Genomic DNA, 14,391 nt, shown 5'->3' on the forward strand with positions numbered 1-14,391 from the left:
ACCTCTTGCCGGCCGTTCCGATTCATGGCGGAATCCCTGCGGACGGTTTGAGAAAAGACCGCGGCCGTCACCCGGGCCGCTCTCCTGAAAACAACCTAAAACCCCTTATATGACATCAACCCCATCAAACGGCAGCCGCACCTACCTCTTTTCGATCGTCCTGGTGGCGATCATCGGAGGATTGCTTTTCGGTTACGATACGGCGGTGATCTCGGGTGCCGAGCAGGCGCTTGACCAGTTCTTCCGCACGGCAACCGATTTCACCTATACCTCGTGGCTGCACGGCTTCACGGCCTCGAGCGCCCTGGTCGGCTGCGTCATCGGCGGTGCGATCTCGGGCGTGCTGGCTTCGCGCCTGGGCCGCAAGCGTTCGCTGATCGTGGCGGCCATCCTCTTCTTCCTCTCGGCCGTAGGGTCGTGGTGGCCCGAGAGCGGGATCCTGCCCTACGGCGAGGCTTCGCTGCCGCTGCTCGTCTTGTTCAACATCTACCGCATCATCGGAGGTGTGGGTGTCGGGCTGGCTTCGGCCCTCTGCCCGATGTACATCGCCGAGATCTCACCGGCCCGGATCCGCGGAACCCTCGTCTCGTGCAACCAGTTCGCCATCATCTTCGGCATGCTGGTGGTCTATTTCGTCAACTACCTGATCCGCAACAACCTCGGCGAGACGGCTGAAGCGATCCAGACAGCTATGGTCGAGATTGGCTGGCGGCGGATGTTCCTCTCGGAGGCCTATCCTGCGGGGGCATTCCTGCTGCTGATCCTGCTCGTTCCGGAGACGCCGCGCTTCCTGGCCCTCAAGGGCAAGGACGCGAAGGCCTTCGCGGTGCTCGAACGCATCAACGGTACGGCCGAGGCCCGTACGGTCCTTGCCGAGATCAAATCCACGGTCCACGAACGGCGTGAACGTCTCTTTTCCTACGGTGTGACCGTTATCGTGATCGGCATTCTGCTGTCGTTCTTCCAGCAGGCCATCGGCATCAACGTCGTCCTCTACTATGCACCGCGGATCTTCGCCAACATGGGCTTTTCGGGGGATGCCTCGATGCTGCAGACCGTTGTCATGGGGGTGGTCAACATTCTCTTCACGGTGGTGGCGATCTTCACGGTCGACCGTGTGGGGCGCAAGCCGCTGCTGATGATCGGTTCGACGGGCATGATGATCGGCATGGCGGCACTTGCCGCGCTGTCGTTCACCGATTCGATCGGTATTGCGGCCCTGATTTTCATCATTCTCTATACGGCCTCGTTCATGATGTCGTGGGGCCCGATCTGCTGGGTGCTCATTTCGGAGATCTTCCCCAATACGATCCGGTCGCAGGCCGTAGCCGTGGCCGTGGCGGCACAGTGGATCTCGAATTTCCTGGTTTCGGCGACCTTCCCCTCGCTGTGCGGCTGGAGTGTCGGCGGCACCTACTGCATCTATGCCTTCATGTCGCTGCTGTCGGCCCTCTTCGTATGGCGCTGGGTTCCCGAAACCAAGGGCAAGACCCTCGAGCAGATGTCGGCTCTCTGGCGCCGATCCTGATTCCGGGAAGTTGCCGTCTTCGACGGAAAAGAGGTCACGATCCGAGATCGTGGCCTCTTTTATTGTTCGCGCTCCTCGTGCGCCGGTCAATGCCCGAATCGCGAGGTGTCGACCTTCTGGTGCCTGCGCTCCTTGTAGCCGCCGAAACGGTAGGAGAAGTGGACGGTCGTGGTGCGCATGTGACGAAGCGCTCCCATGTCGAGCCACTGCCCGCGGTAGCGGACCTTTGTGTTGGGCATACCGCTGTTGAACAGGTCGTTGCAGCGTGCCGAGAGTGTTGCGCGGCCCCGGTCGAAGCTCCACTTCAGGGCGGCATCGGCCGATCCGAGCGGTTCGATGTCGAAGGTCCCCTGAATGGCCCCCGACTGGAAGAATCCGTTCACCTCGAGGTCGATGGTGGGTTTGCGGCTCAGGTGGAAGGTGTTCACGAGACGGGCGATGCCGACCCACTTCGAGCGGTCGAACGACATGTCGTGGAACCGATCACATCGTTGCCGCATCCGCATCCCCGTAAGTGTCAGCCGCGAGTCGAGCCACCGTCCGATTCGGAACGGAAGGACGACGTTGGCGCCCCATTGCCGGTTGAAGTTCCAGTTGAGCGACTGGTAGATCAGCGCCAGCCGGTCGGAGGCCTGCCAGGCGGTCTGCACGAAGTAGTCGGGGCGCTCGTTCCAGAAGAGGACGAAGATGTATTTCTGACGGTAGATGTAGACGGCCTGCGCCTCATAGCTGCGCGAGGGGCGGAGTCCCGACGTGCCGTGGATCTCCGAATAGCCGTCGATGTAGGAGACGGCCCCCTGCATCTCCCAATACGAGGGATACGCCTTGTCCGACGAGAAGTTCAGCTGGAGGATATGCCGTTCGGAGGGCATCCAGTTCAGCGACGCCTGCGGATACAACGACCAGTTCTCGTAGTTGCCCAGCCGGTAATACTCCCCGGCGAGCGAGGCCGAGAAGCTCACGTGTCCGAACTGCCGTCCGAAGCCGGCATAGAGATTTCCGGTATATTCGTCGAGGCGTGCGTCGGTGTCCGAGGTTGCGGGCGCACCTTCCAGAACGGTGTAATGCTGCCAGTCGTGCGAACGGGCAAAGGCAAAGGCCCCGCCGGCCGTCAGTTCCCAGCCCGACGTGAAGGTATGACGCTCGTCGGCCGTCACGTTCAGCCGGTCGATGCGCTGTCCCGAACCGACATCGAAGGCCGTCGCCTCCCGGTCGGTATAGCGGTTTTCGAGCCGCGACTGTTCGGGGTTGTTGTAATGGGTGTAGTCGACCCCGAGATCGAGCCCGAATGCCGAGGTGTAGCGCAGCGCGAGATTGTGCAGCGACCGGTCGCTCAACTTCTTCGAGAGCGACTCGACGTAGCTTCCCGTCGAATGGGAGAGGCCGTCGATATTTGGGGCAAAGGAGGCGGTGTAGGCGGCGCTCAGGCGTCCCCGCTGCTTCGGAGCATACTCGACGGCAGCCCGGAGCTGATGGCTCCACCCCTCGTCAGTCATCCATTCATCCTGCCGAATGTCGTACTGCCGCTCCTCGAAGGTGTGCAGCGAACGCAGGTCGAAACTCGACAACTCCTTGCTCCGGGCGGCCGAGTAGGTGACGTCGGCCGACCATCGGGGCGACGTGAGGACGAAATTTCCTCCGGCATCGTAGGTATCGTACCAGCGGTTCGTGTAGTTGGCGTGGACTTCGCCCGAGAAGGCCGTCTCGTGGCTGCGGCGCAACACGACGTTGATCGCCGCCCCGCGGACGTGGTACTGCGGCGGGGTGCTGTACATCACCTCGGTCTTTTCCACCCGGTCGATCGGCGTCGAACGCAGCAGCGTGGCCAGCTGCTCGGCGGTCATCGTCGAGGGGCGTCCGTTCAGGATCACCGTGACGGACGAGGCTCCGGCCAGGGTCAGCGCACCCTCCTGCTCCGTAACACCCGGCAGCCGCGTCAGGGCCTCATAGGCGTTGTTGACGGCCTGCCCTTCGATCAGCCGTCCGAGGTCGTACGAGAGCCGTCCCTGCTCAACCTTCACGACGGGGCGCTCGCCCTGAACCACTACGGCATCGACCTTCGTGGTCTCCTCTTCGAGTCGGATCGTGCCCAGATCCGCCCGGTCGGACTCGATCGCGCGCATTTTGTAGGCGAGGTGCTGAATCTGCAACCGGTAGGGACGCACGGCGGAGTGGAGCTCGAACCGTCCGTCCGCCCCCGAGGCGACGGCATCCAGATAGACCGAGTCGAGGTTGAACAGCACGACGGCCGCTCCGGCGACCGGGGCATCCGACGCATCGACCAGGCGACCGCGGATCACGGCATTGGCCGGGGCGTTCGGCCGGACGGCGGTTTGGGCTTTGGCGGCGGTGAGGGTCAGCAGAATCACCACCGGAATCAAAAGGGTACGGCAAAGGTCGGATTTCATGATTTTACGATTTTCGAAGCGTGGCTTCGTATCGCAAAATTACGCGTGAAAGGACCTTTCCGGTGCGGATGAAATCTTGTTTTTAGGATTGTAACTTGTTGATTTGCAGAGGTAATATTCCGAAATTTCTTGCTTGATGCCTGCGACCCCTTGCTTGGGCGCACAAGCCCTTTCCCGACTTGCAGCCCACCCCTTTTCGGTGGGAGTTCCGTGCCTCACTCCCCCTCTCTCAGGCGAAGAACCCGAGCAGCCGGTCGCGGTCTGTGGCCGAAGAGTCGGTAATGCGGCGTTTGAGTTTCGACTTGAGGGTGTAGACGCCGTTGAGCGACATGTCGAGCATGACGCAGATCTCCTGCGGAGTGAATCCGGCAATGACCAGCGCCGCGAAGTCGTAGTTCCGCTCCGTCCAGCCGGGAAACTCTTGGCGCAGACGCGTCACGGCCCGGTCGCTGTAGAGGTCAGCCATGTCGACCACATCGGCCAACATGGCGGGACTCAGCGCCAGATCGCGCATCTTGGCCATCAACCGTTCGCCCTCGCCATAGGTATAATACGTGGCGGCGATATCGCGCACGGCGGCCATACGCCCCTCCAGCAGCCGTTTGACGGCCGCCTCGCGGGCATTGGAGGCGTCGAGCCGTGAGGTGAGGCTGTCGTGCGACTCGCGGTAGGAGTCGACGAGGGCCAGCGACTCGCTGAGCTGCTCGTCGCGGCGGCGCAATTTGCGGCGGTAGGCCACGACGACCGTTCCGGCCGCCACGACGACCAACGCCGCCGCCAGCACCGTAATCCATACCCGGTAGCGCAGCGATGCCTCGCGCAGCGCCACCTCGTTGGCCGTACGGAACCGTCGTTCGAGTTCGGCCACCTGCGCCCCGCGCTGCACCTCGAAGAGCGAATCCTTCACCGTGACATACCGTCTCATGTAGTCGTAGGCCCGGGCGTCGTCGCCCCGGTCGTGGTAGATTTCGGCAGCCAGGTCGAACAGCCCGACATCTCCCTGATGGAACGTCTCCCGGTCGGCCAGCGACTCCTCGATGTAGCGGCGGGCCGAATCGAGCTGGCCGTCGCGCTGGAAGATGATGGCCGAGGCCACGTCGTAGAACGACCGCCCGGTATCCTCCGACGAGGCCGAGCCGTACGAAAGCGGCGCACGGCGGATCACCTCGAGGTCGATTCCCTTGCGGGCCTCCAGCAGCTGCTCGGGGGTCCAGTCGTCGAGATAGGTGTGGAAGATGAGATTCTGCAGGCGGATTTGCTGGGCGAAGTAGCGAAACTGAATGGTGTCGGCCGCCTTGACCAGCGGCTCGAGTGTCTCGACGGCCTTCGTGTAATCCCCGTTGGCACAGTACGACGAGGCCAGCATGAATCGGCTGTATCCCTCCTGCTCCGTGTTGCCGTTGGCACGGGCGGCCTCGACGGCCTTCGCGAAGGGCTCTACGGCATCGTATCCCTGTTCGAAATAGAGCAGTCCCAGCGTGTGGTAGACGGCCACGAGCAGCGTCTCGGTCCCCCGCCGCAGCGAATCGTCGGACTGTCCGGCAGCCAGGGCCTCTTCGGCCAGAATCGCCGCCTGGGTGTAGCCGCGGATTCCCTCCTCGAGGTTGCCCGTCTTGACGTGCGCCTGGGCGTAGGTGTACCACGCCACGGCCCGTTCGCCCGCCGAACCGTGACGGTCGAAATAGCCGATTCCCCGCATGAGATGCTGCTGCCCTGCCAGTGTATCGCCCGATGCAACCTCCGCCAGTCCCGAGATCAGCGTCCATCGGGCCCGGTCGTCGCGGCTGAGCCCTTCGGGATCGATCCGTTGGAGAAGCCGGCGTGCACTGTCGGGGTGTTCGACCGCCAGAAAGTTGTCGACCTGCCACTCCGCCTTTTTCCGGGGCGTCGTGCAGGCCGTGGCCGCGAGTGCCGCGACGATCAGCATCCACCCTGCCAGTCCTCTTCCGCTCATCGCTCCTGCTGAAATTTCGTCAGATCGATCTGCCCGGCGTTGTGGAAGAATCCGCTCACCAGCGTCAGGTACTCCGGCATCCGGTCCCCCTCGCCCCATCGCAGCGGAATGCCCATCAGCTCTTCGGTCGTGCGGCCGAGATCGAATCCGCACGCTTCGAGCGAGGGCCTCACCCACTCCGGATGGCGGCACGGCCGGCCTTCCGGCCGCGTGCAGCTCCCCTCCGGACAGTAGAGACACCGCCCGGCGTAGGCAAAGGCACGGCCGCCGAAGCGCTGCTCCAGATCAAGCAGCATCCGTTCGTGGCGCACCCGCTCGGGACGCAGCAGCCGTTCGGTCTCCGAGAGGAGCATTCCGCTCTGTAGCGGCGTGACCTTCGTGGCGAAGATCAGTGCCGTGCGGTATCCCGAGAGGTACTCCTCCATGTCGAAGTCGAAGGGCGGACAGGCCCAGCTGCGGCCGTAGTTGGGGCAGGCGCGGCAGCAGGCCGCAAATCGCCGGGCATCGCGATAGACGGCGATGTATTCATCGGCGGGCAGCGAGACGGTATAGTCCCGCGAGGTGTATTCCGGAGAGGCGTTCATAGGGCAAAGATACGAAAAAGCCGGGAGTCAGGGACTTCCCGGCCGGAAATTTTGTCGATCGCCATTCTCAAAAAAAGACCTCAGGCAGTACGGGATCTGCCTGAGGTTTCGCAACGTGGTGTTCAGGATTCGATGGCTTTCCGACAGCCTCCGGAGAAGCGTTGCCGTTCCCATCCCGGGAGGGGCTCCGCCTTGCGTTTCAGCGGTAGACATCGCCGATGCGCAGCAGCGAATCGTTGTCCGCGTCGAGTCCGGCGCGAGTTGATGCTTCGGCCCGGAGCAGGGCGTAACGGGCCTGTTCGGCCCGATTGCCGAGGGGGACACCCTCCAGTGCTCCGGAATCTCTTCCCGAAGCGCAGTCTTCCTGAAGCGGGGACACTCCCCTACTTTTTGTCCAGATCGACCAGTTCGTACTGCTGCGAACCGATCCCCAGCTCCTCGGCATGTTCGAGGGTGTGGATGCCGTGGCGCGACTCCATGCGCTCGATCAGATGAACCTTGCCCTCATCCTCCGAGGCATAGACCAGATCGACACACGCCTTGTCCAGCGCTACGGGATCCAGCGAGGCGAGGATGCCGATGTCGCCCATGCGGGGCGGTTCGGGATTGGAGTCGCAGTCGCAGTCGACCGAGAGGTTGTTCATCACGCTGATGTAGAGGATGCGGTCGCCGCAGTGGTCGACGATGGCCTTGGCGGCCTCGGCCATCGACTCCAGGAAGTCGTCCTGCGCGGGCAGATCGCCCCAGACCTTGTTCAGATCGGTGGTCTTGCCGGCCGAGTGGATCCAGGCCTTGCCGGCCGAGGAGGCGATGCCGATCGAGATGTTCTTGATGGCGCCGCCGAACCCGCCCATGGCGTGGCCCTTGAAGTGTGAAAGGACAACCACGAAGTCGTAGTCCATGAAGTGTGAGCCGACGATATCGTAGGCCAGGTGTCGGCCCCCTTCGACGGGCAGCCGCACCTCACCTTCGGCATCCATGATGTCGACCGGGGCGATGGCCGTGAATCCGTGGTCGGCGGCGGCCTTCAGATGGTCGGCCGTCGAGGCGCGGCCTCCGCCGTAGGCGGTGTTGCACTCGACGATCGTGGCGCCCATCGAGCGGACCAGATCGCCGATCAGGGCGGGTTTGAGGTAGTTGTTGCCGCCGGGTTCACCGGTCGAGAGTTTCACGGCGATCTTCTTGCCCGAGGCCTTGCGGCCGAGGGCTTCGTAGACGGCCCTGAGCCCTTCGGGCGAGATGTCGCGCGTCATGTAGACCTTGGCGGGGGCCTTTGTCCCCTCCTTCTTTTCGGGCGAGGCAGCGCAGCCGGAACCTGCGGCCGCAAACTGCAGGAGAAGCGTCAACATACAGATCTTCCGAATCATGGCTATTTGAGGTATTTGATGAAGAGGTATCCGCCGAGGATTTGCAGCAGCATGCCGGGGATTCCGATGCGGAAATCCTGCAGTGCGGCGGCCAGACTGCCGGTGTAGGCCCATTCGGCGGCCGAGCCGACCACCTGATAGAAGAGCACCACGGCGAGCAGCATCCAGAGCGATACCCGGTCGAAGCGGCGGGCAGCAAAGCCGGCTGCGGCGGCGAGCAGCAGCGACTTGGTGAGGATGGCCGGCAGCACGGCCGGTGCGGGCATGGCGAACAGGAGTGCGTTGACCAGCGGCGAAGCTACGGCGGTCAGCACGCCGACCTTCCAGCCGTACTTGTAGGCGGCCACGAGCGTAAAGAAGTAGATCGGCAGCAGCGTCGGACCGCCGGCCGGCAGCAGATGGCACAACTGCGGCAGGGCGATGTTGCCCACGATGAACAATGCTGCGACCCAATAGGTCCGAGCATCCTTGTACTCCAGCGAATGAAGTGTAACAGAGTTGGTTGTCATATCTTATTTGTATTAAAAGTTTAACTTGACGCCGCCCCAGGCCGTAGCCCGCGGCATGGGATATCCGGCCATGATCTCATACCGTTGGGCGAGGAGATTCTCTCCGCGGGCATAGAGGGTCAGCCACCGGTTGACGCGGAACGAGGCCCGGAGGTTCAAAAGTACGAAATTTTCCTGAATGCCGGAATCTAAACTTACCGCTGTATAGAGCCCGTCGACATACTGCACACCGGCGGCTATCGTCCACCGCTTTTTGGTGTAGTTCACCCCCGCATGGAGCTTGTGCTCGGGCGAGGCCAGCACGGGATACTTCATCCACAGGTAGCTGTAGTTGGCATCGACACTCCACGCGTGAGAGATTCTCCAGGCAATCTCGGCCTCGACGCCGCGGTTCTCGACCCGGGCCTGGTTCAGCAGTTTCGGGCGGCCGTCGACCATGATAGTCTGGATGATGTTGCATCCCTCGATCCAGAAGAGGTTGACACCGTACGACACGCGCCCTTCGCCCGGGCGGTGACTCCAGGCCACTTCGTAGTTCCAGACGCTCTCGGGCTGCAGGTCGGGGTTCTTCATGCCGAACATATAGAGATCCTTGATCGTCGGGTTGCGGAAGCCCTTGCTTGCCGAAGCCTTCAGCACACCGTTGCGCACGGCCTCGAACGAGACACCGGCCTGCGGCACCCAGACCGATCCGCTGCGTGTGTGCCAGTCGTAGCGTACGCCGGCATCGAAGGTGAAGCGCCCGGCCCGCTGCCGGAATTCGGCATAGCCGGCCACCTCCTCCTCCCGCTCGTCGACGATCGACGACTCGCTGCCGTCCGCCACCGAGCGGTTCCAGGCCTCGCCGACGATATGCTGCCAGTCGACACCGGCCGTCAGCCGGCCGCCGCGCCAGAGTGTCAGACTCTGGTAGAGCGACACCCCGAACAGCCGGTCGCGCGAGTTGAAACGCTCGGATTGCGGCTCTTCGCCGGCCTCGTATCCGTCGTTGATGCGGTGACGGCCCCAGTTGTAGTAAAATTTCAGCGCTCCGGAGGTGTGCTCGTAGTCATTCTCGAGGGCCAGCGAGGTCATGCCGCGCGTGATGCGCGAATCGTTGTCGAAGAGCGGCGCCGTGACCGGTCCCGGATTCGAGGCGTTGAAGTGAGTGACGTTGACGTCGGCCGCGGCGTTCCAGTGGTCCGAAATCTCGTAGCCCAGTTTGGCGAATCCGCCGTACTGTTCGAAGCCCATGTCGGCGCGGTGGCCGTCCGTGCGGTTGTACGAGGCCGTAATGACACTCGAGAAACGTCCCTTGCGGATGCGGTTGGCGGCCTCGGTCTGCAGCGTGTTCCACGATCCGTAACCGACATTCAGGTCGGTGCGGATCCCCTCTTCGGCCTGTCGCCGGGTGACGATGTTGATCACACCGCCCATGGCGTTCGAGCCGTAGAGCACCGACGCCGGGCCGCGCACGACCTCCACGCGTTCGGCCAGCATCGACTGGCAGGCGTCGGCGATCGGATGGCCGAAGATGCCCATGTACTGGGGCTGGCCGTCGATCAGCACGAGCATCTGCGACGTGGCGCCGCCGCCCAGACCCCGCAGACTCATCCCGCCGGCAGCTCCGGTCGAGACCCCGTATCCCATCACGCCGCGCGACGTGACGAAGAGCTCCGGCACCTGCTCCGTGAGCAGCGGCAGCAGCGAGGATTCCTGACGCTGTTCGATCTCCGGACGGCCGACGACCGAGACGGTCATCGGCAGGTGGCGGATATCGGCGGCGTAGCGCGTCCCGGTCACCACGACCGAGTCGATCGGCACGTTGCGGGTTGCAGCCTCCGCGGCCGGTGCCTCCTCCGTTTCGGGACGGGCCGTGACGACGCCTGCCAGCAATGTGCAGACGGTCAGCAGGATCATTGCCCTATTTCGTCTCATGCTCCGCGGTTTTTGTCTGTTCCTTCATGCGGCGGATAAACTCCCCGATGCGCGGCAGGCACTCCTCGGGCGTGCGGGCGTCGGCACAGAGCTGCTCGACGGGGCAGATGCCCGTTCCGGCGCGGTTGATGATGTGCTCTGCGACGGTCTCATACTCCACGGGGATGCCGGCCGCAGCGAGCAATTCCAGGGCCGGACGGCTCACCGTGCGGGCGTAGAGCCTCCGTACTTCTCCGACGGCCATCAGCGCCGCAGCCCCCTTGCCGACCACCTTGTCGGCGACAAAGGCCCCGCGCAGCAGTTCGGGCTCCTCGTGCAGCAGCCGCCACAGATCGCTTACTCCGCGCTGGTGGAACGAACGCATCGTCCCGCCGTTGCGTACGACACATGAACACCCTTCGGCATACAACCGCTCGATGGCCCGGCGATTCTCTGGATCTTCTTCCTGTGTCTGTTTCATGTTTTTCCGTTTTGATACAGCAAATATACATCGAAATCGCCCAATCCGATTAGCTGAATTACGGAACTTGCTACCCGTTTTACGGATGGACTCCTGCCTGCATTCCGCCTTCCTTCCGTACTGCCTTCTTCTTGCTTCGCTTCTTCCTGTTCGGCTCCCCCCCCCTTGCTCACCCGCACATTAAAACCCGCCACTCCATGCGCGGAGGGCGGGTTTGTCGTGCGGACGATGTGCCGTATCGTGCTCTATCCGTAGATTTCGTTCAGCAGTCGGGCCAATCGCAATCCGGCGCGCAGCAGTTGCCGTTCGACCACCGGGGTGAAACGCGCCACGTAGTCGTAGGAGATCTCCGCCCCCTGGGGCGAGGCGTCGTAGACCTCCGTGCACAAGGCATGGGTTTCGCGGGCCCACGCTTCGGGGGCCCCGGCCTCCTCCCTGCGCTGCTCGGATTTCGGCAGTCGGTCCACCTGCTTCGCCCACTCCGAGTAGCTCCACCGGTGCCCCGCCTCGGGCAGATCCGTGTCCCAGACCGAGTGGAGGTTGGTCGGCCGGCCGAAGAAGCGTACCGCGCGGCGGTTGCCGCCCAGATCGCTCAGCCGGCCCAAGTGCATCGGACAGTGCATGTCCCCCACCAGGTGGATCAGCATCCGCAGTTGGACGGCCTCCTCGGCGGGTGTCAGACCCCCGGCCTTCAGCGTGGAGGTGATCTCCTCGACGGCCCGCAGCACATCCCCCTCGGGAATACGACGGGCCTCGTCGAACGTCTGTCCCTGCTCGACATTCAGGTAGTGCCACGTCTTCGTTTGTGCATATTCAGGCGTATGGCTGGCATTGTCCATCCAGTTCGACCAATAGACGGGCGACAGCCCGTCGAACAGTTGCCCGATCTTTTTGGCTGCTTTTCGCGTCAGGTGGCGTTCGGCAATGGCGGCCGTCACGTCGTGACCCTTCTGTCCCCAACCGAAAGCCGTGGTGGAGATCAGAAGTGTCAACGCGAACAGAATCAGTCGTTTCATGGTGTCCGAACGCCGTTTCTAATGATTCATCGTGGCGAGGAACTCCTCGTTCGTGTCGGTGAGTCCCATCTGCTTCTGGAGGAACTCCATGGCCTCGACGGGCGTCATGTCCGAGAGGTATTTGCGCAGCACCCACGTGCGGTTCATCACGTCACGCGGCAGCAGCAGATCCTCGCGGCGCGTACCCGAAGCGATGACGTCGACGGCCGGGTAGACACGTTTGTTGGCCAGTTTGCGGTCCAGCTGCAGCTCCATGTTGCCCGTACCCTTGAACTCCTCGAAGATCACCTCGTCCATTTTCGAGCCGGTGTCGATCAGGGCCGTGGCGATGATCGTCAGCGAACCCTTCTCCTCCGTGTTGCGGGCGGCACCGAAGAAGCGCTTGGGTTTGTGCAGGGCGTTGGCGTCGACACCTCCCGAGAGTACCTTGCCCGAGGCCGGCTGCACGGAGTTGTAGGCCCGGGCCAGACGTGTGATCGAGTCGAGGAAGATCACCACGTCGTGGCCGCACTCGACCATGCGCTTGGCCTTCTCGAGGACCATCTCGGCCACCTTCACGTGGCGCGAGGCCTGTTCGTCGAAGGTCGACGCTACGACCTCGGCCTTCACGTTGCGGGCCATTTCGGTCACCTCCTCCGGACGCTCGTCGATCAGCAGCACGATCATGTAGACCTCCGGGTGGTTGTCCGCAATGGCGTTGGCAATCGACTGCAGCAGCATCGTCTTACCCGTCTTGGGCTGGGCGACGATCAGGGCGCGCTGCCCCTTGCCGATCGGCGAGAAGAGATCGACGATACGTGTCGACATGTTGTTGTGTCCGTTGCCCGTCAGGCAGAACTTCTCGCTCGGGAACAACGGCGTCATGTATTCGAACTGCACGCGGTCGCGGATGTATTCGGGTTTCAGTCCGTTGATCTCGTTCACGCGCACCAGCGGGAAGTACTTTTCGCCCTCCTTCGGCGGACGGATCGCACCGTTGACCGTATCGCCTGGCTTCAGTCCGAAGAGCTTGATCTGCGAGGGCGAGACGTAGATGTCGTCCGGCGAATTGAGGTAGTTGTAGTCGGCCGAGCGGAGGAATCCGTAGCCGTCGGGCATGATCTCCAGCACGCCCTCGCCCTCGATTTCACCGGCGAAGTCGTCCTTGGTGATGATCTCGTCATCCAGCGAGCGGGGCGCGGCTTCCGCGCCATGGGGCTGCTGCGGCTGTGAATCGGCCGTTGCCGGCTGCTGGGACTGCTGCTGGTTTTTGGGCTTGCGGCCCCGGCGCTTGGGTTCGGCCGGGGTGCTTTCCGGAGTGTTTTCCGGGACGGCTGCCGGCTGGGATGCCTCCGGCAGCGAAGCCTCTTCCGATACGGCGGCCGGCTCCATCTGAAGTTCGGGGTCGGGTGTCATCTGCTTCTTCTCTGTCCGGTTCCGTCGCTGTCCCTTCTGGAAACGCGGGGCCTTCGGCGCATGTTCCGCCGTCTCCTCCGGAGCCGCTTCCGATGTTGCCTCACTCCCGGCCGCCTCCTGCGGTTCTGCGGGGCGGGCTGCCTCCGGGGCGGAAACCGCTTCCGAGGCCGCTTCAACCTTGGCCAGACGCGGACGACGTCCCCGTTTGGCCTTCGGGGCCTCGTCGCTCTGTGGGGCTGCATCCGGATGGGACGCAGCCTCCGATGCGGGGGCCTCTTCCGGAGCGCCTTCTGCGGCCACACCGGCTATCTTTTCCATCAATTCGCGCTTTTTCACCATCACATTCCCAATGCCGAGCGCTTTTGCGATTTCACGCAATTCGGCCAGCGTTTTTCCTTCGAGCGCTTTCAGATCCTGCATATAAATATGTCTTCTTGAATGAGATTTTTCAAAACCGAACGGCCGTCCGGTTCTTTGGAATACTGTTGCAAAGATAGTGCATTATTTTGAATTACAAAATAAAAAGCGATTTATGGACTTCGTTTGCACGACGTTCGAACCTTCCGGACAATGAAAATACCTAAAATTGGCGATTGCCACGAATGGAAAAATCCCCGACCTTTGTCCCAGAACAATCGACCGCAGATTCCGCCATTGAATTGTTTGTATTGTTAATGTTTGTGTGTGAAAAACCCTTCCGCCGTGTCGGAAGGGTTTTTTAACAGGTGTCGGAGAGCCCGTACAGTCTCCGATCCGGACTGCGGGAACGGCGGAAACAGCAGGATCGGTGGGAATTGTGGAACCGGTAGAACTGCGGAATCGGTGGAAACTACGGGACTGGCGGGACCGGCGGGGATATTTGCACCGCACCGTGTGTCGGGGGCAACGCAACGGATCCAAACACAAATCCCGGCCTTCGGGTTGGAAGGTCGGGATTTCGGTGTGGCGGTCGGGCGGATGACCCGCTGCCGCAGCGCGTTATTCGGCGGCGGGTCCGGCCTGCATGTCGAAGCGGACCGTGGCGCCCTCCTTCAGCTCCGAATAGCGCAGGAAGGGCTCTGCCAGCGGCTTTCCGTCGAACGACATCTTGCCGACATAGCGGTTTTCGGGGCTGTTCTGCGGGGCCTCGATCTCGATCTTTTGGCCGTTCTCCAGATGGATCGTCGCGTGGCGGAACAACGGCGCTCCGACGGCATACTCGTCCGCTCCCGGGCAAACGGGATAGAATCCCAGGGCCGAGAAGACATACCAGG

Annotated in this window: 12 protein-coding genes; 1 reads left to right on the forward strand and 11 read right to left on the reverse strand. The window is 62.6% G+C overall.

The features are described from left to right. Positions 1-109 precede the first annotated feature (109 nt). Positions 110-1,528: a D-xylose transporter XylE gene (gene xylE / locus PUQ42_RS08430; RefSeq protein WP_273372947.1), complete on the forward strand. Its 1,419-nt coding sequence runs from the start codon at positions 110-112 to the stop codon at positions 1,526-1,528. Positions 1,529-1,614: 86 nt separating this feature from the next. On the opposite strand, the gene PUQ42_RS08435 is transcribed toward xylE, so the two are convergent. The 11 genes from PUQ42_RS08435 to PUQ42_RS08485 form a co-directional block, all read right to left on the reverse strand. Continuing rightward, complete coding sequence (locus PUQ42_RS08435) at positions 1,615-3,936, reverse strand: outer membrane beta-barrel family protein (protein ID WP_273372949.1); 2,322 nt, start codon at positions 3,934-3,936, stop codon at positions 1,615-1,617. Positions 3,937-4,165: 229 nt separating this feature from the next. After that, positions 4,166-5,890, reverse strand: a complete 1,725-nt coding sequence (locus PUQ42_RS08440; RefSeq protein ID WP_273372951.1) for a tetratricopeptide repeat protein — start codon at positions 5,888-5,890, stop codon at positions 4,166-4,168. Further along, positions 5,887-6,474 carry a DUF2284 domain-containing protein gene (locus tag PUQ42_RS08445; RefSeq protein ID WP_273372953.1) on the reverse strand — a complete coding sequence of 196 codons (588 nt, stop codon included), beginning with the start codon at positions 6,472-6,474 and terminating at the stop codon, positions 5,887-5,889. Before PUQ42_RS08445 ends, PUQ42_RS08440 begins: the two co-directional genes overlap by 4 nt. Before the next feature lie 199 nt (positions 6,475-6,673). Further along, the gene (locus PUQ42_RS08450; RefSeq protein WP_273372955.1) at positions 6,674-6,853 is read right to left on the reverse strand and encodes a hypothetical protein; all 180 of its coding nucleotides are present in this window, start codon (positions 6,851-6,853) and stop codon (positions 6,674-6,676) included. A gap of 4 nt (positions 6,854-6,857) precedes the next feature. Next, complete coding sequence (locus PUQ42_RS08455) at positions 6,858-7,841, reverse strand: DUF362 domain-containing protein (RefSeq protein WP_273372957.1); 984 nt, start codon at positions 7,839-7,841, stop codon at positions 6,858-6,860. Between the two features lie 2 nt (positions 7,842-7,843). Further along, entirely contained in the window at positions 7,844-8,350 is a 507-nt protein-coding gene (locus PUQ42_RS08460; protein WP_273372958.1) for an ECF transporter S component, read from the reverse strand. Positions 8,351-8,362: 12 nt separating this feature from the next. Continuing rightward, complete coding sequence (locus tag PUQ42_RS08465; RefSeq protein WP_273372960.1) at positions 8,363-10,267, reverse strand: TonB-dependent receptor; 1,905 nt, start codon at positions 10,265-10,267, stop codon at positions 8,363-8,365. Beyond that, a complete protein-coding gene (locus PUQ42_RS08470; protein WP_273372963.1) occupies positions 10,254-10,727 on the reverse strand; it encodes a DUF1893 domain-containing protein in 474 nt (157 codons plus the stop codon). The genes PUQ42_RS08465 and PUQ42_RS08470 overlap by 14 nt, the downstream gene beginning before the upstream one ends. Before the next feature lie 245 nt (positions 10,728-10,972). Continuing rightward, on the reverse strand, positions 10,973-11,743 hold the full coding sequence (locus PUQ42_RS08475; RefSeq protein ID WP_273372965.1) for a S1/P1 nuclease: 771 nt from the start codon (positions 11,741-11,743) through the stop codon (positions 10,973-10,975). Between the two features lie 18 nt (positions 11,744-11,761). Continuing rightward, complete coding sequence (rho, locus tag PUQ42_RS08480; RefSeq protein ID WP_273372967.1) at positions 11,762-13,558, reverse strand: transcription termination factor Rho; 1,797 nt, start codon at positions 13,556-13,558, stop codon at positions 11,762-11,764. A gap of 558 nt (positions 13,559-14,116) precedes the next feature. Next, on the reverse strand, positions 14,117-14,391 hold a 275-nt coding region (locus tag PUQ42_RS08485; protein ID WP_273372969.1), incomplete at its 5' end, for a glycoside hydrolase domain-containing protein.

This window comes from Alistipes megaguti (genome assembly GCF_944320325.1).
Classification (GTDB): Bacteria; Bacteroidota; Bacteroidia; order Bacteroidales; family Rikenellaceae; genus Alistipes; species Alistipes megaguti.

Excerpts from the sequence above, each read along its gene's own strand:
- xylE (WP_273372947.1), top strand. The coding sequence starts at position 110 with ATGACATCAACCCCATCAAACGGCAGCCGCACCTACCTCTTTTCGATC.
- PUQ42_RS08440 (WP_273372951.1), bottom strand. The coding sequence starts at position 5,890 with ATGAGCGGAAGAGGACTGGCAGGGTGGATGCTGATCGTCGCGGCACTC.
- PUQ42_RS08475 (WP_273372965.1), bottom strand. The coding sequence starts at position 11,743 with ATGAAACGACTGATTCTGTTCGCGTTGACACTTCTGATCTCCACCACG.
- PUQ42_RS08445 (WP_273372953.1), bottom strand. The coding sequence starts at position 6,474 with ATGAACGCCTCTCCGGAATACACCTCGCGGGACTATACCGTCTCGCTG.
- PUQ42_RS08435 (WP_273372949.1), bottom strand. The coding sequence starts at position 3,936 with ATGAAATCCGACCTTTGCCGTACCCTTTTGATTCCGGTGGTGATTCTG.
- PUQ42_RS08460 (WP_273372958.1), bottom strand. The coding sequence starts at position 8,350 with ATGACAACCAACTCTGTTACACTTCATTCGCTGGAGTACAAGGATGCT.
- PUQ42_RS08465 (WP_273372960.1), bottom strand. The coding sequence starts at position 10,267 with ATGAGACGAAATAGGGCAATGATCCTGCTGACCGTCTGCACATTGCTG.
- PUQ42_RS08455 (WP_273372957.1), bottom strand. The coding sequence starts at position 7,841 with ATGATTCGGAAGATCTGTATGTTGACGCTTCTCCTGCAGTTTGCGGCC.
- PUQ42_RS08470 (WP_273372963.1), bottom strand. The coding sequence starts at position 10,727 with ATGAAACAGACACAGGAAGAAGATCCAGAGAATCGCCGGGCCATCGAG.
- rho (WP_273372967.1), bottom strand. The coding sequence starts at position 13,558 with ATGCAGGATCTGAAAGCGCTCGAAGGAAAAACGCTGGCCGAATTGCGT.